The organism is Pseudomonas sp. JQ36 (assembly GCF_053851495.1).
Window position 1 is genome coordinate 1,082,399 of the sequence record NZ_CM132642.1, and the last position, 22,680, is coordinate 1,105,078.

The following is a 22,680-nucleotide window of genomic DNA, read 5'->3' on the forward strand; positions in this document are numbered from 1 at the left end:
CTCACTGAACCGCAACCGCAGGTGTGTTCCACAACACAACCGCAGCGGTTATCAGCAAATTGATCAGGGTCAGTGGCAGGCAGAATTTCCAGCTGAAATCCATCACCTGGTCATAACGCGGACGCGGAATGGAAGCGCGCAGCAGGATGAACAGCATGATGAAGAACGCGGTCTTCAGTGCGAACCAGACGAAGGACAGTTGCGGCAGGATGCCGAACGGACCGTGCCAGCCACCGAAGAACAGGGTGACCAGCAGCGCCGAGATCAGGATGATGCCGATGTATTCACCGACGAAGAACATGCCCCATTTCATACCGGCGTATTCAATGTGGTAACCGTCTGCCAGTTCCTGTTCCGCTTCCGGCTGGTCGAACGGGTGACGGTGAGTCACGGCGACGCCTGCGATGAAGAAGGTACAGAAGCCGAAGAACTGCGGAATGATGAACCACAGGTTCTGCGCCTGGTACTCGACGATGTCGCGCATGTTGAACGAGCCGACCTGCACCACGATGCCCATTAGGGCCAGGCCCATGAACACTTCGTAGGACACGGTCTGCGCCGAGGCACGCAAGCTGCCGAGCAGGGCGAACTTGTTGTTGCTCGACCAGCCGGCGAACAGCACCGCGTAGACCGACAGACCAGCCATGGCGAAGAAGAACAGCAGGCCGATGTTCAGATCCGCGACGCCCCAGGTCGGGGTGATCGGGATGATCGCGAACGCGATCAGCAGGGCGGACATGGCCACCACCGGTGCCAGGGTGAAGATCACCTTGTCGGCAAACGGCGGGGTCCAGTCTTCCTTGAAGAACATCTTCAGCATGTCGGCGGCGATCTGGAACATGCCGAACGGGCCAACGCGGTTCGGACCGTAACGGTCCTGCCACCAGCCCAGCAGGCGACGTTCGACAAAGCTGAGCAACGCGCCCGCGACCACAACGGCCAGCAGAATCACGATGGCTTTGATGACCGTCAGGATCACATCGATCACTTCAGGGGTGAACCAGGTCATTGCGCTGCCTCCTGCAGACCGTCGACGGACAGGCCGGCGAATGCCGGTGGAATGCCGGCGATGCCCGCAGGCAAGGCCACCAGACCAGCGCCCAGCTCTTCATTGATGCGCAGCGGCAGACGCAGGGTCTGGCCGGCCACATTCAGGCTCAGCAGAGCACCGTCGTTGACGCCCAGGCGATCCGCTTCGGATCTGGCCAGCGCCACGTACGGAGCCGGGATGCGTTCCTGTACCGGAGCGGCTTTCGACGAGTTTTCGTCGCTGCCGAACAAGTGATAGAACGGCACGGCCTGCCAGGTGCCCGGCGCCGGGTTGAATGCGCGCGGAGCGGCAGCGAACCAGTTCAGCGAATCGCCGGTGCTTTCGATCAGGCGGGTGCCCGGGTCGCCAGCACGCAGGTGACCACCGACTTCATCCTGGAACTTGTTCCAGGCTTGCGGCGAGTTCCAGCCCGGCGACCAGGCAAACGGCACCTGCTGACGCGGTTCGGCCGAGCCCGAGTAACCTTCCATGGAGAAGGCGAACGCGGTGTCTTTGTCTTGCGGGGTGCGCGGTTCGTGAACGCTGATGTCGGCGCGCATCGCGGTGCGACCGGAATAACGCAGTGGCTCACGCGCCAGTTTCAGACCCTTGATGCGGAACGCGGCAGACGGCGCGGCATCGACGATACTCGCCAGTTGCTCGGTGCTCGATGCCACGGCAGCGGTGACGTGGTCGAGTTGCGTCCAGTCGATCGGTTGGTTCAGCAGGGTCGAGCGCAGGGCGTGCAGCCAGCGCCAGCCTTCGTGAACCAGGATGCTCGCATCCATGTATTGCGGATCGAAAACCTGGAAGAAGCGCTGGGCGCGACCTTCCTGACTGACCAGCGTACCGTCGCCTTCAGCGAAGCTCGCCGCTGGCAGAACCAGTTGCGCGCGGTCGGTGGTGGCGGTCTTCTGGTGGTCGGCAACGATCACTACTTTCGCAGCGTTCAGCGCGGCATCGACCTTGGCTTTCGAGGTGCGGGTGTACAGATCGTTTTCCAGCACGACGATGGCGTCGGCCTTGCCATCGATCACGGCTTGCAGCGCCGCGTCGACCGATTCGCCACCGAGCATGGCCAGACCGAGGCTGTTGGCTTCCGGCACGATCAGGCTGATCGAACCGTTCTTCTCGCGCAGCTTCAGGGCTTTGGCGATGTTCGCCGCCGCTTCGATCAAGGCTTTGGAACCCAGCGAAGTACCGGCGATGATCAGCGGACGTTTGGCCGCGAGCAGGGCGTCAGCGATACGCTGAGCCAGTTCCAGTGCTTCGGCGTCCAGACCTTCAACGGCCGGGGCGCTGGCGTCCAGTGCGTGAGCCACGGCGAAACCAAGGCGCGCCAGATCATCCGGAGCTGCGTGAACGCATTCTTCGGCGATGTCGTCGAGCTTGGTTTCCGCCAGGCTGGCGATGAACAGCGGGTTCAGTTCGTGCTGGCCGATGTTCTTCACCGCCGCGTCGAGCCACGGCTGAACGCGCATGGCTTCGGCCATGTCTTCAGCTTTGCCCTTGACCGACTGACGAAGGGACAGCGCCATACGGGCGGCGGTCTGGGTCAGGTCTTCACCGAGGACGAACACGGCGTCGTGGTCTTCGATGTCGCGCATGTTCGGCACGGGCAGCGGGCTGTCTTTGAGCACTTGCAGAACCAGACGGATGCGCTCCAGTTCGGAGGCTTCGATACCGGAGTAGAAGTGCTCGGCGCCGACCAGTTCACGCAACGCGTAGTTGCTTTCGAGGCTGGCACGCGGCGAACCGATACCGACGATGTTGCGCCCGCGCAGCAGGTCAGCGGCTTTATCCAGCGCAGCGTCGACGCTCAGCTTGGTGCCGTCGGCCAGCAGCGGCTGACGTGGACGGTCGGTGCGGTTGACGTAGCCATAACCGAAACGGCCACGGTCGCACAGGAAGTACTGGTTCACCGAACCGTTGAAACGGTTTTCGATGCGACGCAGTTCGCCGTAACGTTCGCCCGGGGAGATGTTGCAACCGCTGGAGCAGCCATGGCAGATGCTCGGCGAGAATTGCATGTCCCATTTGCGGTTGTAGCGCTCGGAGTGAGTCTTGTCGGTGAACACACCGGTCGGGCAGACCTCGGTGAGGTTGCCGGAGAACTCGCTTTCGAGGGTGCCGTCTTCAACGCGACCGAAGTACACGTTGTCGTGGGCGCCGAATACACCGAGGTCGGTGCCGCCGGCGTAGTCCTTGTAGAAACGCACGCAGCGGTAGCAGGCGATGCAACGGTTCATTTCATGGGAAATGAACGGGCCGAGTTGCTGGTTCTGGTGGGTGCGTTTGGTGAAGCGATAACGGCGCTCGTTGTGGCCGGTCATCACCGTCATGTCTTGCAGGTGGCAGTGACCGCCTTCTTCGCACACAGGGCAGTCATGCGGGTGGTTGGTCATCAGCCATTCGACAACACTGGCGCGGAACGCCTTGGATTCTTCATCGTCGATGGAGATCCAGGTGTTGTCGGTGGCAGGGGTCATGCAGGACATGACGATGCGACCACGGGTGTCGTTCTCGTCGGTGTACTGCTTGACCGCGCACTGGCGGCAGGCCCCGACGCTACCAAGCGCGGGGTGCCAGCAGAAATAAGGGATGTCGAGGCCCAGCGACAGACATGCCTGTAACAGGTTGTCTGCCCCGTCGACTTCGAGCGCTTTGCCGTCTACGTGGATAGTGGCCATGGTTCAAAGGTCTTCGTTGGCCCGGTGTCAGCGGGCGTGGCTAATGGAATCTTGTTATCCGTCCGAATCCAGTCAGCCCCGAAAGGCGTCATCGGACGAAAGGCGAAGGGCACGGACCCTTCGCCTTTTTAAGCGTTTACGCGCCGACTGTGATCGGCCTTGCCAGAGGCGGGACGGCGGCGCTTGCGGGCGCGATACCGGCTTCGAACTCTGGACGGAAGTATTTGATGGCACTGCCCAACGGCTCCACGGCACCCGGTGCGTGAGCACAGAAGGTCTTGCCTGGGCCGAGGAAACCGACCAGACCCAGCAGGGTCTCGATGTCGCCTGGCTGACCACGGCCTTCTTCAATGGCCATCAAGAGCTTGACGCTCCATGGCAAACCATCACGGCACGGGGTGCAGAAGCCGCAGGATTCGCGGGCGAAGAACTGCTCCATGTTGCGCAGCAAGGAGACCATGTTGACGCTGTCGTCCACCGCCATCGCCAGGCCGGTACCCATCCGGGTGCCCACTTTGGCGATGCCGCCGGCGTACATTTGTGCGTCGAGGTGCTCCGGCAACAGGAAGCCGGTACCGGCGCCACCTGGCTGCCAGGCCTTGAGCTTGTAACCGTCGCGCATGCCGCCGGCGTAGTCTTCGAACAGCTCACGGCCGGTGACGCCGAATGGCAGTTCCCACAGGCCAGGGTTCTTGACCTTGCCGGAGAAGCCCATGAGCTTGGTGCCCATGTCTTCGCTGCCTTCGCGGGCCAACGATTTATACCAGTCAACGCCGTCGGCAATGATCGCCGGCACGTTGCACAGGGTTTCGACGTTGTTCACGCAGGTCGGCTTGCCCCACACGCCGACGGCGGCAGGGAAGGGCGGTTTGGAGCGCGGATTGGCGCGGCGGCCTTCGAGGGAGTTGATCAGTGCGGTTTCTTCACCGCAGATGTAACGCCCGGCGCCGGTGTGCACGAACAGTTCGAAGTCGAAACCGCTGCCCAGAATGTTTTTACCCAGCAGGCCCGCAGCCTTGGCTTCTTCCACGGCACGGTTGAGGTGCTTGGCGGCGGTGGTGTACTCGCCACGCAGGAAGATGTAGCCACGGTAGGTTTTCAGTGCGCGGGCACTGATCAGCATGCCTTCGATCAGCAGATGGGGCAGTTGCTCCATCAGCATGCGGTCTTTCCAGGTGTTCGGTTCCATTTCGTCCGCGTTGCACAGCAGGTAGCGGATGTTGATGGATTCGTCCTTGGGCATCAGGCCCCACTTCACGCCAGTGGGGAAGCCTGCACCGCCGCGACCTTTGAGGCCGGCGTCTTTCACGGTCTGGACGATGTCGTCCTGAGCCATGTCGGCGAAGGCTTTGCGCGCAGCGGCGTAACCGTTCTTGGCCTGGTATTCGTCGAGCCACACGGCTTCGCCGTCGTCACGCAGACGCCAGGTCAGCGGGTGAGTCTCGGCCGAACGCTTGATGCGGTTGGCAGGACCGAAAGATGTCAGGGTCATACGTAGCCCTCGAGCAGTTTGGCCACGCCGGCAGGCTGCACGTCGCCAAAGGTGTCGTCGTCGATCATCAGCGCCGGTGCCTTGTCGCAGTTGCCGAGGCAGCAGACAGGCAGCAGGGTGAAACGACCGTCGGCGGTGGTCTGACCCAGGCCGATGCCCAGATTGTTCTGGATTTCGCTGACCACCGACTCGTGGCCACCGATGTAGCAGACCATGCTGTCGCAGACGCGAATGATGTGACGGCCGACCGGCTGACGGAAGATCTGGCTGTAGAACGTCGCCACGCCTTCAACGTCGCTGGCCGGGATGCCGAGGATCTCGCCGATCGCGTACAGGGCGCCATCCGGCACCCAGCCACGTTCTTTCTGAACGATCTTCAGGGCTTCGATCGACGCCGCGCGCGGGTCTTCGTAGTGATGCAGCTCGTGCTCGATGGCCGAGCGCTCGGTTTCACTCAAGGTGAAACGGTCTGTCTGGATAAGCGTGCTGTTCATGCTTAGCGGTCCACGTCGGCCATAACGAAGTCGATACTACCCAGGTACGCAATCAAGTCCGCGACCATGCTGCCTTTGATCACCGAAGGGATCTGTTGCAGGTGCGGGAAGCTCGGAGTGCGGATCCGGGTACGGTAGCTCATGGTGCCGCCGTCGCTCGTCAGGTAATAACTGTTGATGCCCTTGGTCGCTTCGATCATCTGGAAGGATTCGTTGGCCGGCATGACCGGGCCCCACGAAACCTGCAGGAAGTGCGTGATCAGGGTTTCGATGTGCTGCAGCGTGCGCTCTTTCGGCGGCGGCGTGGTCAGCGGGTGATCCGCCTTGTACGGGCCTTCCGGCATGTTGCGCATGCACTGGTCGATGATCTTGATGCTCTGGCGCATCTCTTCGACGCGGACCATGCAGCGATCGTAGGCATCGCCGTTGGCGGCCAGCGGCACTTCGAACTCGAAGTTCTCGTAGCCGGAATACGGACGCGCTTTACGCAGGTCGAAGTCGCAACCGGTCGAACGCAGGCCGGCACCGGTGACACCCCATTCCAGGGCCTCTTTGGTGTTGTACTGGGCGACGCCGATGGTCCGGCCCTTGAGGATGCTGTTCTGCAGGGCCGCCTTGGTGTATTCGTCGAGGCGTTTTGGCAGCCATTCAACGAAGTCTTTCACCAGTTTGTCCCAGCCGCGCGGCAGGTCGTGGGCGACGCCACCGATGCGGTACCAGGCCGGGTGCAGACGGAAACCGGTGATGGCTTCGATCACCGTGTACGCCTTCTGGCGGTCGGTGAAAGTGAAGAACACCGGGGTCATGGCGCCGACGTCCTGGATGTAGGTCCCCAGGAACAGCAGGTGGCTGGTGATCCGGAAGAACTCGGCCATCATGATGCGGATGACGTCGACCTTCTCCGGCACCTTGATGCCGGCCAGCTTCTCGACCGAGAGCACGTACGGCAGGTTGTTCATCACGCCGCCGAGGTAGTCGATACGGTCGGTGTACGGGATGAAGCTGTGCCAGGACTGACGCTCGGCCATCTTCTCGGCACCACGGTGGTGGTAACCGATGTCCGGCACGCAGTCGACGATCTCTTCACCGTCCAACTGCAGAATGATGCGGAACGCACCGTGGGCCGAAGGGTGGTTCGGGCCCAGGTTGAGGAACATATAGTCCTCGTTGGCCCCGGAACGCTTCATGCCCCAGTCTTCAGGACGGAAGCGCGCGGCTTCTTCCTCAAGCTGTTGCTTGGCGAGGTTGAGGCTGAACGGATCGAATTCGGTGGCGCGCGCCGGGAAGTCCTTGCGCAGCGGGTGACCTTCCCAGGTCGGCGGCATCATGATGCGCGACAGGTGCGGGTGGCCTTTGAAGTCGATGCCGTACATGTCCCAGACTTCACGCTCGTACCAGTTGGCGTTCGGCCAGATGCTGGTGACGGTCGGCAAGCTCAGGTCGCTTTCGGACAAGGCGACTTTGATCATCACGTCACTATTACGCTCAAGCGACATGAGGTGATAGAACACGGTGAAGTCGGCGCCCGATGGCAGCCCTTGACGCTTGGTGCGCAGACGCTCGTCCACGCCGTGCAGGTCATAGAGCATGACGTACGGCTTGGGCAGGTTGCGCAGGAAGGTCAGGACTTCGACGAGTCTGGCACGCGCCACCCACAGCACCGGCATGCCGGTGCGGGTCGACTGAGCGGTGAACGCTTCGGCGCCAAAACGGTTGTTCAATTCGACGACCACATCCTGGTCGTCTGCCTTATAAGGCGGGATGTACAGAGCGCTGCCTGTAGTCATGGTTATTTTTTCGCTTTCGGTCAACGTAAAGAATGAAGCCAGCTTCTCGTTTCTTTGAAACAGACTGGATCAGACTTCGTCAGGGCTGCGCAGATTGGTGACTGCGATTCGCTGTTCGCGGCGCTGTTCCTTCTGCGATGGCATGTCGGCGCGATAAACGCCTTGGTCGCCAACGACCCAGGAAAGCGGACGACGCTCCTGTCCAATCGATTCCTGCAACAGCATCAAGCCTTGAAGGAATGCTTCTGGACGAGGCGGGCAGCCAGGTACGTAGACGTCCACGGGCAGGAACTTGTCCACCCCTTGAACCACGGAGTAGATGTCGTACATGCCACCGGAGTTGGCGCACGAACCCATGGAGATAACCCACTTCGGTTCGAGCATCTGCTCGTAGAGACGCTGAATGATCGGCGCCATCTTGATGAAGCAGGTACCGGCGATAACCATGAAGTCGGCCTGACGCGGTGATGCCCGGATAACTTCGGCGCCAAAGCGCGCGATGTCGTGGGGCGCCGTGAAGGCGGTGGTCATTTCCACGTAGCAGCACGAAAGGCCGAAGTTGTACGGCCACAGGGAGTTTTTACGCCCCCAGTTGACCGCGCCACTCAGCACGTCTTCGAGCTTGCCCATGAAAATGTTTTTGTGAACTTGATCCTCTAACGGATCGGAAACGGTTTCCCGTTCGCCGATCGGATATTGCTCGTTAGGAGCATCGGGGTCGATTCTGGTGAGATTGTATTGCATTGCCAAAGCCTCATTGTTTCAGCTTCGCCTGCCGCTTGCGACGAGCTTCCGGAGCCCAGTCAAGGGCGCCCACTCGGAACAGGTAGACAAGACCTGCCAACAGAATTGCTATGAAAACGAGAGCTTCGACGAATCCGGTCCAGCCGCTTTCGCGGACGGACACAGACCATGCAAAGAGAAAGAGGGCTTCGATATCGAAGATCACGAACAGCATCGCGACCAGATAGAATTTGGCTGAGAGCCGCAAGCGGGCGCCACCTGTAGGTAGCATGCCGGACTCGAACGGTTCGTTTTTGCTGCGGCCCCAGGCTTTTGACCCGAGGAGGCTGGAGACGCCAAGCATGAAGGCACACAGGCCGACGACACCCAGAAGGAAAATGGCAAAGCCCCAGTTGTGGGCCATGAGTCCTGTCGCTTCGGGCATGCTGGTAATCCTTAACAGAGAGCAAAGGTCTCTGAGCTTGATAAAGAAATAGGCAGTGACGATATGTCGCAGCAATCAATCGCGCTGATTTTATGGCTAAACACCCGGCAAGTAAAATTCCTATAGCGAAATTATTTATTGGAATAAGGACATAGCGTACCTCCAATGCCCTGCAGGCCATGCGTTGCGGGCATTAGCCGGGTTTATGCAAATAATGTTTTGTAGGGAATGTAACGAACATAGTTGCGGCTAAATGATAATTGATATCGTTTGCAGGGGTTTTGTAACTGTTTAGCGGCGCAGTAAACAGAAAGTTGTCTTATATGCCTGTTACTGCAAGTAGCGGTGGCGCCCGTTTTAGCTGATTTTTCTGACCTGAGTACTGGTCTGGATCAATGTTTTGTCGCGCGGCGGGCGCTAAACCTGTGGGAGCGGGCTTGCTCGCGAAGGCGTCTCGTCAGTTTGCATAGGCGGTGGCTGACACACCGCATTCGCGAGCAAGCCCGCTCCTACAGGGGGTTTGTGGTGTTTGGGGAATCGGCGGGCAAAAAAAACGCCCCGAACCAGTCGGGGCGTCAGTCTTGCGGCTTTGCGGTTAGCTTTCTATACGATCCGCAAAGGCCGTTTGCTCAGCGAAGCCGAATCAGTGGAACTGTTCTTCTTCGGTCGAACCGGTCAGCGCGGTCACCGAGGACGAGCCGCCCTGAATCACGGTGGTCATGTCGTCGAAGTAGCCGGTGCCCACTTCCTGCTGGTGAGCCACGAAGGTGTAACCCTTGGCGGCGTCAGCGAATTCCTGCTCCTGCAGCTTCACGTAGGCAGTCATGTCGTTGCGGGCGTAGTCGTGCGCCAGGTTGAACATGCTGTGCCACATGTTGTGAATGCCGGCCAGGGTGATGAACTGGTGCTTGTAGCCCATGGCGGACAGTTCGCGCTGGAACTTGGCGATGGTCGCGTCGTCCAGGTTTTTCTTCCAGTTGAAGGAAGGCGAGCAGTTGTACGACAGCAGTTGGTCCGGGTATTCCTTCTTGATCGCTTCAGCGAAGCGACGGGCTTCTTCCAGATCCGGTTTGGCGGTTTCGCACCAGATCAGGTCGGCGTACGGAGCATAAGCCAGGCCACGGGCGATGGCTTGATCGAGGCCGGCACGAACCTTGTAGAAGCCTTCCTGAGTGCGCTCGCCAGTCACGAACGGCTGGTCGTACGGGTCGCAGTCGGAAGTCAGCAGGTCAGCAGCGTTGGCGTCGGTACGGGCCAGAATGATGGTCGGGGTACCGGCAACGTCAGCCGCCAGACGCGCAGCGGTCAGCTTCTGTACGGCTTCCTGAGTCGGAACCAGTACTTTGCCGCCCATGTGACCACACTTCTTCACGGAAGCCAGTTGGTCTTCGAAGTGAACGCCAGCGGCGCCTGCTTCGATCATGCTCTTCATCAGCTCGTAAGCGTTCAGAACGCCGCCGAAACCGGCCTCAGCGTCAGCCACGATCGGCGCGAAGTAGTCGATGTAGCCATCGTCGCCCGGGTTCTTGCCGGCTTTCCACTGGATTTGATCAGCACGACGGAACGAGTTGTTGATGCGCTTGACCACGGTTGGCACCGAGTCCACCGGGTACAGCGACTGGTCCGGGTACATCGATTCGGCGGAGTTGTTGTCCGCAGCCACTTGCCAGCCCGACAGGTAGATCGCCTGGATACCGGCCTTGACCTGCTGAACAGCCTGGCCGCCGGTCAGGGCGCCCATGCAGTTGACGAAATCTTTCTCTGGGCGGAAGGACGGCTTGGCACCCTGGGTCACCAGGTTCCACAGCTTCTCGGCGCCCATTTTTGCGAAGGTGTGCTCAGGTTGAACCGAGCCACGCAGACGGACGACGTCAGCAGCGGAGTAAGTGCGAGTCACGCCTTTCCAGCGCGGGTTTTCAGCCCAGTCTTTTTCAAGGGCTGCAATTTGCTGTTCGCGTGTCAGTGCCATGGAGATAAACCTCGTCGCGTCTTTATGAAAAGTTGTTCTGCGGTGGAAAATTCCTGCGCTCGCTGACCAGAAGCTTAGGTGGTCAAGTCGGATTCGGCGGGGTAGGCGACGGGATGAACGATGGGCTCGAGGGGAAGTGAGCAGGTAGTGGCGGACTGCGGGCGCATTCGGGCGTCGTGGGCCTTTATACGGTCTACAGCGTGAAGCCGGGTTACCTAATTACGCTTCCGTCCCTCGGGACAACTTCGTTCCAGTCGGCAACCTCGTCAAACACACCTTGTGGGCGGTACAGACACGAAGCGGTTCGCGGGGTAGGTGCGAACATCGCTTCGAAGGCCCTTGCCAGGGCCTCTGATTAGCGGGAGCGAGGCCATCATGCCTTCGCTTTTTTGGCCCGTCAAACGTTTTGTAGTGCTTTTTTTAAAGCACTACATCTTTCGTCTAATACGACTAATCAGTCAGTTTTCGGTGCTTTAGTCCAGAGCGTCGACTTTGACCCGCAAGGTCATGTCATCCCGGCCTTGAGTCGAGTAGCTGCGGGTCAGGCCCTGTTTATCGGCCTGAGTCTGGCGATTTACGCCGGCGAGGGTGATCCATTCGCCCAGGCGTCCGCTGACCGTTGTGTCGGTACTTTGCACGTTCACTACATCAGGACGGTCCTGGCTCATACGGTCACGGTTGGTACTGATCGCCAGGTGAACGATGTCGCCGGTGACGCTGGCGGTAACGTAGAAGCCTTGGGTGACGTTGCGGTATTGGGTCTGGCTGTTGTAACCGCCGTAGGAGTCACTTTGAACATTGGTGATCGGCACGCTCTGACCAACCTGAATCAGCGCCGGCATGCCGTCGGTGGCCTGCACTTGCTGCACGCCGCCGTCACGGCTGGCGGTGCTGCGGCTGATGATCCGGGTCTGATTCGGCTGCGCGCCGTTGACCGAATAACCTTCATCGCCGCGACCGTTGTTTTCATTAGTGTCGACCGTGATCAGCAGACGTTTGGGCGCAGTGTCCAGTTGCGTGATCAACGCCTTGAGTTCCTGGATCTTGTCCGGCTCGGCCTTGATGATCAGTTGGTTGCCATAGGCGCTGACCTGGCCGTCCTTGCCGATGAAGTCTTGCGCCATCGGCAGCATGTCGGTGCTGGTGCGGTAGTTGAGGGGGACGATTTCTGTGGCTGCCATCACCGAAAAACTGCAACCGAGCAGCAGGGTGGTGAGCAGGGTGCGTAGGGACATGTCCGTTATCTCCGCTTTCGAAAGGCTTGATATTGCCAGTTTGTCGGCCCAGGGTGGGGCAAGTTGAATCGTAGACAGCAAAACGCCCCGGCATCCGAAGATGGCGGGGCGTTTTGAGGGTGCTCACATACCGCTTTTTGTGGCGAGGGAGCTTGCTCCCGCTGGGCTGCGCAGCAGACCCCAAATCTTCAGGGCCGCTTCGCGCCCCAGCGGGAGCAAGCTCCCTCGCCACAGGGTTTCACGGGTATGGGATCTCTGTTGATCAAGCCGAATGCCGAACCATATCGACATGCGGAATCCCGGCTTCGAGGAATTCCTCGCTGACCAGGCTGAAGCCCAGGCGCTCATAGAACGCCGTGGCCTGTACCTGGGCGCTGAGCATCTGCTGCTGCAGGCCGCGGGCTTCGGCTTCGGCGATGACCGCTTGCATCAGCGCATCGCCCACCTTCATCCCGCGCCAGTCCTTCAACACCGAAACCCGACCAATGTGCCCGTCAGGCAGCAGGCGGGCGGTGCCGATCGGAAAGTCGCCTTCGAACGCCAGAAAATGCACGGCGGTCGCGTCATCGGCGTCCCATTCCAGCTCGGGTGGCACCGATTGTTCGGCGATGAACACCGTTTCACGAATGCGCCGGATCTCGGCGATATCCTTCTGCCAGTCTGCGACACGTACGCGAATCTTATTCATCGGCAAATCCCAGGCTGCCCTGTTTGACCAGTTCGCACAGCAGGCCGCGACCGTCTTCGTCGTTCAGCCACTCGCCGAGGTTGTCGACGTGCAGCGCATCGGCGGCGCAGATCAGCTTCAGCAGCTCGCGCAGCTTGCCCGGCAGGTAACGGCTCTGGCCGCTGGCGAACAGCAGCAGATCGTCATCGACTTCCGACCAGGCCAGGCGCGCGCTCGGGTTGCGGATCAGCACTGCGCCGTCTTGCAAAGCGTTGAGGAAGTCATCTTCTTCAACGTCTTCCGGGCCGACCACCAGTTCCGGGTAGCGCGGCTCGGTCATGTACTGGCCGAACCAGGTCAGCAGCAGGCGCTCGTCGCTCATGTGCTCGGCGAGCAGGCTTTTCAGGCGGCCGAGTGCGTCGTGCTGGATCTGATGCGGATCATCGCTGACCGGTTTCGCATCGGCGTCGGTGTAGCGTTCTTCGTCAGTCAGGAACTGGCTGAGGAAGTCGGTGAAGTGGGTCAGTACTTCAGAAGCGCTCGGGGCGCGGAAGCCGACCGAGTAGGTCATGCAGTTGTCCACGGCGACACCGCAGTGGGCCAGGCGCGGTGGCAGGTAGAGCATGTCGCCCGGTTCCAGCACCCATTCTTCGGTTTCGTGGAATTCGGCGAGGATGCGCAGATCCGCGTGTTGCAGCAGCGGGCTCTCGGAGTCGCACATCTGGCCGATTTTCCAGTTGCGCTGGCCGTGGCCTTGCAGCAGGAACACGTCGTAGTTGTCGAAGTGCGGGCCGACGCTGCCACCCGGGGCGGCGAAGCTGATCATCACGTCATCGACGCGCCAGCTCGGCAGGAAGCGGAAGTTTTCCAGCAGTTCGCTGACTTCCGGCACGAATTGATCAACGGCCTGAACGAGCAAGGTCCACTCTTTTTCCGGCAGCTTGCTGAATTCGTCTTCGGCGAACGGGCCGCGACGCAGCTCCCACGGGCGCTCGCCGTGCTCGATCACCAGGCGCGACTCGACCTCTTCTTCCAGGGCCAGGCCGGCGAGTTCGTCGGCGTCGATCGGGCTTTCGAAGTCAGGGATGGCCTGACGGATCAGCAGCGGCTTTTTCTGCCAGTAATCGCGCATGAATTCGCGCGCCGTGAGACCGCCCAGGAGTTGAAGAGGAGTATCAGGATTCATGTGTAACCTATTGAAAAAAAGCATTTTTCAGACGGGAATAAAAACGCCCGGCGCGGCCGGGCGTCTCAAACGGGTCAAGCGGTGAATCAGATGCGTCGGGCTTGCGCTACAGCGTTGCCGATGTAGTTGGCCGGGGTCAGCTGTTTCAGCTCGGCTTTCGCTTCGGCTGGCATGTCCAGGCCGTCGATGAAAGTCTGCAGCGCTTGCGGGCTGATGCCCTTGCCGCGGGTCAGTTCTTTCAACTTTTCGTACGGGTTTTCGATGTTGTAGCGGCGCATTACGGTCTGGATCGGCTCGGCCAGCACTTCCCAGCAAGCATCCAGATCGGCAGCAATCTTGTCGGCGTTGAGCTCGAGTTTGCTGATGCCCTTGAGGCTGGCTTCGTAGGCGATCACGCTGTGAGCGAAGCCCACGCCGAGGTTGCGCAGTACGGTGGAGTCGGTCAGGTCGCGCTGCCAGCGGGAGATCGGCAGTTTGCTCGCCAGGTGCTGGAACAGCGCGTTGGCGATGCCCAGGTTGCCTTCGGAGTTTTCGAAGTCGATCGGGTTGACCTTGTGCGGCATGGTCGACGAACCGATTTCGCCAGCGATGGTGCGCTGTTTGAAATAACCGAGGGAGATGTAGCCCCAGATGTCACGGTCGAAGTCGATCAGGATGGTGTTGAAGCGCGCGATCGCGTCGAACAGCTCGGCGATGTAGTCGTGCGGTTCGATCTGCGTGGTGTACGGGTTGAAACCCAGACCCAGCTCGTCTTCGATGAAGGCGCGGGCGTTGGCTTCCCAGTCGATCTGCGGGTAGGCCGACAGGTGCGCGTTGTAGTTGCCCACGGCGCCGTTGATCTTGCCCAGCAGCGGCACGGCAGCGACTTGAGCGATCTGACGCTCGAGACGGTAAACCACGTTCGCCAGCTCTTTACCCAGAGTAGTCGGGGAGGCCGGTTGACCGTGGGTGCGCGACAGCATCGGCACGTCGGCGAAACGGATCGCCAGTTCGCGGATGGCGTTGGCAGTCTGACGCATCAGCGGCAGCATCACGTCGTCACGGCCTTCGCGCAGCATCAGGGCGTGGGACAGGTTGTTGATGTCTTCACTGGTGCAGGCAAAGTGGATGAACTCGCTGACCTTGGCCAGCTCCGGCAGCTTGGCCGCCTGCTCCTTGAGCAGGTATTCGATCGCCTTGACGTCGTGGTTGGTGGTGCGCTCGATCTCTTTGACGCGCTCGGCGTGCTCCAGCGAGAAGTTTTCAGCCAGTTCATTGAGAACGGCGTTGGCCTCGGCGGAGAAGGCTGGCACTTCCGGGATACCGGCGTGGGCGGCCAGGCGCTGGAGCCAGCGCACTTCAATCAGGACGCGGGCACGGATCAGGCCGTACTCGCTGAAAATCGGGCGCAGGGCCTGGGTTTTGCCGGCGTAGCGGCCGTCAACAGGGGAAACCGCAGTGAGCGAAGAGAGCTGCATGGGGTGTTCTCGGACAGTCGGGCAACGAAATGGGGCGCGTATCATACATGAAAAATCCGCCGGTCCGTTGCCAACTGACCGGCGTATTACGCGCTACAGACTACAAAACTTTTATTTGCGCGACGATTTACTCGCTGCGCATCAACGGATACAGCTCTTTGAGCAGCTTGCGCCGGCTGATCACCAACTGCCAGCGGTGGCCGCCGAGCTGTCGCCACAGGCGTGCCGAACGGATGCCGGCCAGCAGCAGGGCGCGGATCTTCGAAGCGTTGCTCGGTTGCTGCAGGTTGCGCATGTCGCCATGCACCTGAATCCGCTGGCGCAGGGTGCTCAGGGTGTCCTGATACAGCGCACCGCAGGCGGCGATCACGTTTTCGTGGGCCGGGCCGAAGTGCTCGACCTGCGACTGGATCTGCGGCAGGCGCTTGCCGATGGTGTCGAGCATGTCGTCACGTTTGGCCAGTTGGCGTTCCAGACCGAGCATCGACAGGGCATAGCGCAGCGGCTCGCGCTGCAGGGTGCTCGGGTCGCGCTCGAGCGCGCCGATCAATGCCCGATAACCCTCGCGCAGATTGAGGTCGTCGCCGCCGTACACATCCAGTGTGTCCTTCGGGTCGCGTACCAGCAGGCTGCCGAGCATGCAGCTCAGGCCGGCCTCGCTGGTCTGGCCGGTCTTGGCGATGCGGTCGACCAGCACGGCGGCGAGAAACACCCCGCCCAGCGCCGTCAGTTGCTCCTGAGTCGGGCTCATGCCTGGCCGCTCCACGGTTCGGCGACTTCGATCACGCCGCCACCGAGGCAGATTTCACCGTCATAGAACACCACGGACTGGCCCGGGGTCACCGCGCGTTGCGGTTCGTCGAACACGGCGCGGTAGCCGTTTTCGGTTTTTTCCAGGGTGCAAGCCTGATCGCTCTGGCGATAACGCACTTTGGCAGTGAGGCGCAGTGGCTGGCTCAGGTCGATCGGGTTGACCCAATAGATTTCCGAAGCGAGCAGGGCGCTGGAGAACAGCCACGGATGGTTGTTGCCCTGGCCGACGATCAGCTCGTTGGTGTCCAGATCCTTGCGCAGCACGTACCACGGCTCGTCGCCGGCATCTTTCAGACCGCCGATGCCCAAGCCCTGACGCTGACCGATGGTGTGGTACATCAAGCCGTGGTGACGGCCGATGACTTCGCCTTCGGTGGTCTTGATCTCGCCCGGTTGCGCCGGTAGGTATTGCTTGAGGAAGTCGCTGAAACGTCGCTCGCCGATGAAGCAGATCCCGGTGGAATCCTTCTTCTTGGCGGTCGCCAGCTCGTATTTCTCGGCAATGGCGCGAACTTCCGGCTTTTCCAGTTCACCGACCGGGAACAGGGTTTTGGCGATCTGCTCGCCGCCGACGGCGTGCAGGAAGTAGCTCTGATCCTTGTTCGGATCGAGGCCCTTGAGCAGTTCGGTGCGGCCATCGATGTCGCGACGGCGCACGTAGTGGCCGGTGGCGATCAGGTCGGCGCCAAGCATCATGGCGTAGTCGAGGAACGCCTTGAACTTGATCTCGCGGTTACACAGGATGTCCGGGTTCGGCGTGCGACCGGCCTTGTATTCGGCGAGGAAGTGCTCGAACACGTTGTCCCAGTACTCGGCGGCGAAGTTGGCGGTGTGCAGCTTGATACCGATCTTGTCGCACACGGCCTGGGCATCCGCCAGGTCGTCCATGGCGGTGCAGTATTCCGTTCCGTCGTCTTCTTCCCAGTTCTTCATGAACAGGCCTTCCACTTCATAGCCCTGCTCGATCAGCAGGAGAGCGGAAACGGAAGAGTCCACGCCGCCGGACATGCCGACAATGACGCGCTTCTTGGATGTGTCAGAAGGGGCTGGATCACGCATAGGGATTCAATGAGTGTCTTGAAAAAGGACGCGATTCTAGCAGGCTCACGGCCTCAAGGCTAAAGAGAAGGGCGGATCAGTTCGAGACTGAAGTGATGGCCGGCCAGATAGTCGTCGATGCAGCGGATGATCAGCTCACTGCGCCAGTTGTCACGCTGAGCGATTAATTCGCTACGGGTCAACCACTTGGCGCCGACGATGCCGTCGTCAAGTTGATAGTCCGGGTGGTGTTTCACCGCTTTGGCGCTGAAGCACACGCGTTGATAAGTCACGCCGTTGCTCGGCGCGGTGTACAGATAAATGCCGATCACGCCGGTGGGTTCGACGTCCCAGCCGGTTTCCTCGAGGGTTTCGCGAATGGCGGCGTCGATCAGGGTCTCGTTCGGGTCGAGATGGCCGGCGGGCTGATTGAGCACATAACGCCCGGCCTTGTGCTCTTCGACCATCAGGAAGCGGCCGTTGTCTTCGACGATGGTGGCGACGGTGATGTGGGGGAGCCATTCCATAAAACCTTCCTCAAAATCCAGGTTAAAACTCAATCCCCCTGTGGGAGCGGGCTTGCTCGCGAATGCGGTTTATCATTCAACATCGTCATTGACTGAACCACCGCATTCGCGAGCAAGCCCGCTCCCACAGGGGTTTTGTGTTGTGTTCGGAAACACAAACCCCGGCACACGGCCGGGGTTTGTGATGTTCCCTTTACAACCTTAAACCAGCGCAGCAATCGCCGCGTTGAACGTTGCGCTTGGGCGCATGGCCTTGCTGATCAGCTCGGCGTCGGCGTGGTAGTAACCGCCGATGTCCACTGGCTTGCCCTGCACCGCGTTGAGCTCGGCAACGATGGTCGCCTCGTTCTCGGTCAGGGTTTTGGCCAGGGTCGCGAACTGCGCTTGCAGTGCAGCGTCTTCGGTCTGGGCGGCCAGGGCCTGAGCCCAGTACAGCGCCAGGTAGAAATGGCTGCCGCGGTTGTCGATGTTGCCGACCTTGCGCGATGGCGACTTGTTGTTGTCGAGGAACTGGCCGGTGGCCTGATCCAGGGTTTTCGACAGAACCAGCGCTTTCGGGTTGTTGTAGTTCACACCCAGATGCTCGAGGGAGGCTGCCAGTGCGAGGAACTCGCCCAGCGAATCCCAGCGCAGGAAGTTCTCTTCGACCAGTTGCTGCACGTGCTTCGGCGCCGAACCGCCGGCGCCGGTTTCGAACAGGCCACCACCGTTCATCAGCGGCACGATCGACAGCATCTTGGCGCTGGTGCCCAGTTCCATGATCGGGAACAGGTCAGTCAGGTAGTCGCGCAGTACGTTGCCGGTCACCGAAATGGTGTCCTTGCCTTCGCGGGTGCGCTGCAGGGTGTACTTCATGGCATCGACCGGCGCCATGATCTGGATGTCCAGACCGCTGGTGTCGTGATCCTTCAGGTAAGCCTGAACCTTCTCGATCACCACGCCGTCGTGGGCGCGCATCGGGTCCAGCCAGAAGATCGCCGGGGTGCTGCTGGCGCGAGCACGGTTGACGGCCAGTTTGACCCAGTCCTGGATCGGCGCGTCTTTGGTCTGGCACATGCGGAAGATGTCGCCGGCTTCGACAGCCTGTTCCATCAGCAGGTTGCCCTTGCTGTCGGTAACGCGAACCACGCCGTCAGCCTTGATCTGGAAAGTCTTGTCGTGCGAGCCGTACTCTTCGGCTTTCTTCGCCATCAGGCCAACGTTTGGCACGCTGCCCATAGTGGTTGGATCGAACGCGCCGTTGGCTTTGCAATCTTCGATCACAGCCTGGTAGATGGTTGCGTAGCAACGATCCGGGATCACCGCCTTGGTGTCGTGCAGCTGACCGTCGGTGCCCCACATCTTGCCGGAGTCGCGGATCATCGCTGGCATCGAGGCGTCGACGATGACGTCGCTCGGCACGTGCAGGTTGGTGATGCCTTTGTCGGAGTTGACCATCGCCAGCGATGGGCGAGCAGCGTAGACCGCCGCGATGTCAGCTTCGATCTGTGCTTGCTGCTCGGCCGGCAGGGCCTTGATGCGAGCGTACAGATCGCCGATGCCGTTGTTCAGGTTGAAGCCGATCTGGGCCAGCACGTCAGCGTGCTTGGTCAAGGCGTCTTTATAGAACTCGGCAACGATCTGGCCGAACATGATCGGGTCGGAGACCTTCATCATGGTCGCTTTCAGGTGCACCGAGAGCAGCACGCCCTGCGCCTTGGCGCTTTCGATTTCAGCGGCGATGAACGCGCGCAGGGCGTTTTTGCTCATCACGGCGCAGTCGAGGATCTCGCCGGCCTGAACGCTGGTTTTTTCTTTCAGGACGGTGGCGGTGCCGTCTTTGGCGATCAGCTCGATTTTCACAGCGTCAGCGGCGTCGATCAGGGCAGCTTTTTCGCTGCCGTAGAAATCGCCGGTGCTCATGTGAGCGACGTGGGACTTGGAGTCTTTGGCCCACGCGCCCATTTTGTGCGGGTGCTTGCGCGCGTAGTTCTTGACCGACAGCGGAGCGCGGCGGTCGGAGTTGCCTTCACGCAGAACCGGGTTCACGGCGCTGCCCTTGACCTTGTCGTAACGCGCCTTGGCTTCTTTTTCGGCTTCGTTGGTCACGGTTTCCGGGTAGTCCGGCAGGTTGAAGCCCTGGGCTTGCAGCTCTTTGATTGCCGCTTGCAGCTGAGGTACCGAAGCACTGATGTTCGGCAGCTTGATGATGTTGGCTTCAGGCGTAACGGCCAGGTCGCCCAGTTCGGCGAGGTGGTCGGCTACGGCTTTGTCGCCCAGTTGCTCGGGGAAGCTGGCCAGGATGCGCGCTGCAAGAGAGATATCGCGGGTTTCCACGGCGATATCGGCCGAGGCGGTGTAAGCCTCGATGATCGGCAGCAGGGAGTAGGTGGCGAGGGCTGGAGCTTCGTCGGTGAAGGTATAGATGATCTTCGAGCGGGTGGGCATATTCGGATTAACTCTCTCTTCTTTGCTAAAGCGTGCGCAGAAACTCGAGGGGCGCCGGGTAAGCGCGTTCGTTCAAAGTCATCCATGAACCGAATGTCGAGAATCTTCGCGGTGATGTTGGGTGCATCAGTAGAGCGTCAAGCAGTCAGGCTGCGGTAACAACCCGACCAATCAGGCGGAAAGTCTCGTTCTAGAGAGGCCAGCCGTCGTGACCCTGTGGTCAGCGGGCGGCATTATACATAGGTAGCTGGCAATCTGCCGATGGTTCATATGCAACGAGTCTCGTCCATTGGTCTAAAGGTCGCAGGGGCGGGTGGGGCGTAGAGTCGCTGCGAATGCTTGAGTTTGGCGCTTTTCCCTTTGCTTTCAGGCTTGTACGAAACCAGATGTGCCCGCGCCGTGAACAGAGGGTTTGCGTGTTGATTTAACTGGGTTACGCTCGAACCAAGCCAGATGTTCAATCCAAACAATGGAGTTCAGCATGGGTTACAAGAAGATTCAGGTTCCAGCCGTCGGCGACAAAATCACCGTCAATGCAGACCATTCTCTCAATGTTCCTGATAACCCGATCATCCCCTTCATTGAAGGTGACGGCATTGGCGTCGACGTCAGCCCGGTGATGATCAAAGTGGTTGATGCTGCCGTGGCCAAGGCCTACGGGGGCAAGCGCAGGATTTCCTGGATGGAGGTTTACGCTGGCGAAAAAGCGACTCAGGTCTATGACCAGGACACCTGGCTGCCCCAGGAAACCCTGGACGCCGTCAAGGATTACGTGGTCTCCATCAAGGGCCCGCTGACCACCCCGGTCGGTGGTGGCATCCGCTCCCTCAACGTTGCCCTGCGCCAGCAACTCGATCTTTATGTATGCCTGCGCCCGGTGGTGTGGTTCGAGGGTGTACCGAGCCCGGTGAAAAAGCCCGGCGACGTCGACATGGTGATCTTCCGCGAGAACTCCGAAGACATTTATGCCGGTATCGAATGGAAGGCCGGCTCCCCTGAGGCCACCAAGGTCATCAAGTTTCTGAAAGAAGAGATGGGCGTCACCAAGATCCGTTTCGATCAGGATTGCGGTATCGGCATCAAGCCTGTTTCCAAGGAAGGCACCAAACGTCTGGTGCGCAAGGCCCTGCAATACGTGGTGGACAACGACCGCAAGTCGCTGACCATCGTGCACAAGGGCAACATCATGAAATTCACCGAAGGTGCCTTCAAGGACTGGGGTTACGAGGTGGCGAAGGAAGAGTTCGGCGCCGAGCTGCTCGATGGCGGCCCATGGATGAAGTTCAAGAACCCGAAAACCGGCCGTGAAGTCATCGTCAAGGATGCCATTGCCGACGCCATGCTCCAGCAGATCCTGCTGCGTCCGGCCGAGTACGATGTGATCGCCACGCTGAACCTCAACGGTGACTACCTCTCCGACGCCCTGGCGGCTGAGGTGGGCGGTATCGGTATCGCGCCGGGCGCCAACCTGTCCGACACCGTGGCCATGTTCGAGGCGACACACGGTACCGCGCCGAAGTACGCCGGCAAGGACCAGGTCAACCCGGGTTCAGTGATTCTGTCGGCCGAGATGATGCTGCGTCATCTGGGCTGGACCGAAGCGGCTGACCTGATCATCAAGGGCACCAACGGCGCCATCAAGGCCAAGACCGTGACCTATGACTTCGAACGTCTGATGGAAGGTGCCACGCTGGTGTCTTCTTCGGGCTTCGGTGAGGCGATCATCAAGCACATGTAAGTCGTGCAGGTACAAAAAAACCGCCTTCGGGCGGTTTTTTCATGACTGGGTGACGGTTGAGTCAGCCTGATACCTTTTCTTGATGGGAGGCATGCTTGGCCGATTCGTTTGTCTCCTTCTCCGTCTGGATTTTTACCGCGTGCAGGCCTTTGGGGCCCTGAACGATGTCGAAGTTGACGATTTGTCCGGCCTTGAGGGTTTTATACCCGTCCATGTCAATGGCGGAGTAGTGTGCAAAGAAATCGATCTCTTTGCCGTCCTCGTCACGTCCTTCCCGGGCATCGGTGTTGATGAAGCCGAACCCCTTGGCATTGTTGAACCACTTGACCTTGCCGACAGCCATGCTCAAATCCCTCTGCAACAGACTCCATCGCTGGAGTATCATCCAGGACATCCGCAATCTGATTCGTTAAAAGAATTGACTCCGCGGATCTTTTTTACCCACTGTGGGCTCTATTGGTTGTAACACCGTTTTCCCGATAGTCAAGGTGACCGGGCAGTCGGAGTTGAAAAGGTGTACAGCCGCCCCCACCACTGTATTTGCACAACTGACGAACCTTTCTTTCCATGCATGCAATCAGCCAGATTCGACTAACATTCAATCAGGATCGCCCGCTTCTCCAAAAGGATCTTCCACAGGAGCACGACGACGATTCGGCAGGCGTTGCTGTTCAGGAAGCAAAGCCTGCGTTACAGGCGCCGCCGATGTACAAGGTGGTTTTGTTCAACGATGACTACACACCGATGGATTTCGTCGTCGAAGTGCTCGAGGTGTTTTTTAACCTGAATCGCGAGCTGGCGACCAAGGTCATGCTGGCCGTTCACACAGAAGGACGGGCAGTATGTGGAGTGTTTACCCGCGACATCGCCGAGACAAAGGCCATGCAGGTCAACCAGTACGCCAGGGAAAGCCAGCATCCGCTACTCTGTGAAATCGAGAAGGACGGTTAATCGCCGACCAC

19 protein-coding genes are annotated in these 22,680 nt (G+C 60.0%); 2 read left to right on the forward strand and 17 right to left on the reverse strand.

All coding sequences use genetic code 11. From position 1 onward, the window contains the following. Position 1 precedes the first annotated feature (1 nt). The 16 genes from nuoH to ACS4NR_RS04935 all read right to left on the reverse strand — a co-directional run bounded on the left by nuoH (position 2) and on the right by ACS4NR_RS04935 (position 19,980). Complete coding sequence (gene nuoH / locus ACS4NR_RS04860) at positions 2-1,009, reverse strand: NADH-quinone oxidoreductase subunit NuoH (RefSeq protein ID WP_007964859.1); 1,008 nt, start codon at positions 1,007-1,009, stop codon at positions 2-4. Next, positions 1,006-3,720, reverse strand: coding sequence for an NADH-quinone oxidoreductase subunit NuoG (gene nuoG, locus ACS4NR_RS04865; RefSeq protein ID WP_456019244.1), 2,715 nt, complete (start codon positions 3,718-3,720; stop codon positions 1,006-1,008). The genes nuoH and nuoG overlap by 4 nt, the downstream gene beginning before the upstream one ends. A gap of 136 nt (positions 3,721-3,856) precedes the next feature. Continuing rightward, positions 3,857-5,212: an NADH-quinone oxidoreductase subunit NuoF gene (gene nuoF, locus ACS4NR_RS04870; RefSeq protein ID WP_443532379.1), complete on the reverse strand. Its 1,356-nt coding sequence runs from the start codon at positions 5,210-5,212 to the stop codon at positions 3,857-3,859. After that, a complete protein-coding gene (gene nuoE / locus ACS4NR_RS04875) occupies positions 5,209-5,706 on the reverse strand; it encodes an NADH-quinone oxidoreductase subunit NuoE (RefSeq protein WP_003223804.1) in 498 nt (165 codons plus the stop codon). Before nuoE ends, nuoF begins: the two co-directional genes overlap by 4 nt. A 2-nt stretch (positions 5,707-5,708) precedes the next feature. Continuing rightward, complete coding sequence (gene nuoC, locus ACS4NR_RS04880; protein ID WP_027614664.1) at positions 5,709-7,493, reverse strand: NADH-quinone oxidoreductase subunit C/D; 1,785 nt, start codon at positions 7,491-7,493, stop codon at positions 5,709-5,711. Positions 7,494-7,562: 69 nt separating this feature from the next. After that, entirely contained in the window at positions 7,563-8,237 is a 675-nt protein-coding gene (locus ACS4NR_RS04885) for a NuoB/complex I 20 kDa subunit family protein (RefSeq protein ID WP_003223809.1), read from the reverse strand. A gap of 10 nt (positions 8,238-8,247) precedes the next feature. Further along, positions 8,248-8,661: an NADH-quinone oxidoreductase subunit A gene (locus ACS4NR_RS04890; protein WP_003223812.1), complete on the reverse strand. Its 414-nt coding sequence runs from the start codon at positions 8,659-8,661 to the stop codon at positions 8,248-8,250. A 643-nt stretch (positions 8,662-9,304) separates the two neighbouring features. Beyond that, positions 9,305-10,630: an isocitrate lyase gene (gene aceA / locus ACS4NR_RS04895; protein ID WP_016775277.1), complete on the reverse strand. Its 1,326-nt coding sequence runs from the start codon at positions 10,628-10,630 to the stop codon at positions 9,305-9,307. A 473-nt stretch (positions 10,631-11,103) separates the two neighbouring features. Further along, positions 11,104-11,865 (reverse strand): secretin N-terminal domain-containing protein, encoded by a 762-nt coding sequence (locus tag ACS4NR_RS04900; protein WP_456019245.1) that lies wholly within the window; start codon positions 11,863-11,865, stop codon positions 11,104-11,106. Positions 11,866-12,127: 262 nt separating this feature from the next. Continuing rightward, complete coding sequence (locus tag ACS4NR_RS04905; RefSeq protein WP_095138930.1) at positions 12,128-12,553, reverse strand: GNAT family N-acetyltransferase; 426 nt, start codon at positions 12,551-12,553, stop codon at positions 12,128-12,130. Continuing rightward, positions 12,546-13,718 (reverse strand): ribosomal protein uL16 3-hydroxylase, encoded by a 1,173-nt coding sequence (locus ACS4NR_RS04910; RefSeq protein WP_095138932.1) that lies wholly within the window; start codon positions 13,716-13,718, stop codon positions 12,546-12,548. The genes ACS4NR_RS04905 and ACS4NR_RS04910 overlap by 8 nt, the downstream gene beginning before the upstream one ends. An 86-nt stretch (positions 13,719-13,804) precedes the next feature. Further along, positions 13,805-15,175, reverse strand: coding sequence for an adenylosuccinate lyase (purB, locus tag ACS4NR_RS04915; RefSeq protein WP_456019246.1), 1,371 nt, complete (start codon positions 15,173-15,175; stop codon positions 13,805-13,807). A gap of 127 nt (positions 15,176-15,302) precedes the next feature. Continuing rightward, the gene (hflD, locus tag ACS4NR_RS04920) at positions 15,303-15,926 is read right to left on the reverse strand and encodes a high frequency lysogenization protein HflD (protein ID WP_003223824.1); all 624 of its coding nucleotides are present in this window, start codon (positions 15,924-15,926) and stop codon (positions 15,303-15,305) included. After that, complete coding sequence (gene mnmA, locus ACS4NR_RS04925) at positions 15,923-17,047, reverse strand: tRNA 2-thiouridine(34) synthase MnmA (RefSeq protein ID WP_027614667.1); 1,125 nt, start codon at positions 17,045-17,047, stop codon at positions 15,923-15,925. The genes hflD and mnmA overlap by 4 nt, the downstream gene beginning before the upstream one ends. A gap of 59 nt (positions 17,048-17,106) precedes the next feature. After that, on the reverse strand, positions 17,107-17,553 hold the full coding sequence (locus tag ACS4NR_RS04930; protein ID WP_456019247.1) for an NUDIX hydrolase: 447 nt from the start codon (positions 17,551-17,553) through the stop codon (positions 17,107-17,109). A gap of 201 nt (positions 17,554-17,754) precedes the next feature. After that, a complete protein-coding gene (locus tag ACS4NR_RS04935; protein WP_456019248.1) occupies positions 17,755-19,980 on the reverse strand; it encodes an NADP-dependent isocitrate dehydrogenase in 2,226 nt (741 codons plus the stop codon). A 481-nt stretch (positions 19,981-20,461) separates the two neighbouring features. On the opposite strand from ACS4NR_RS04935, the gene icd reads away from it, so the two are divergent. Further along, the gene (gene icd / locus ACS4NR_RS04940; RefSeq protein WP_456019250.1) at positions 20,462-21,718 is read left to right on the forward strand and encodes an NADP-dependent isocitrate dehydrogenase; all 1,257 of its coding nucleotides are present in this window, start codon (positions 20,462-20,464) and stop codon (positions 21,716-21,718) included. A gap of 61 nt (positions 21,719-21,779) precedes the next feature. On the opposite strand, the gene ACS4NR_RS04945 is transcribed toward icd, so the two are convergent. Further along, positions 21,780-22,061, reverse strand: a complete 282-nt coding sequence (locus ACS4NR_RS04945; RefSeq protein WP_166496755.1) for a cold shock domain-containing protein — start codon at positions 22,059-22,061, stop codon at positions 21,780-21,782. 224 nt (positions 22,062-22,285) lie between these two features. Here ACS4NR_RS04945 and clpS point away from each other — a divergent pair, with 224 nt between their 5' ends. Continuing rightward, positions 22,286-22,669: an ATP-dependent Clp protease adapter ClpS gene (clpS, locus tag ACS4NR_RS04950; RefSeq protein WP_011334948.1), complete on the forward strand. Its 384-nt coding sequence runs from the start codon at positions 22,286-22,288 to the stop codon at positions 22,667-22,669. The last annotated feature ends 11 nt before the right edge of the window (positions 22,670-22,680 follow it).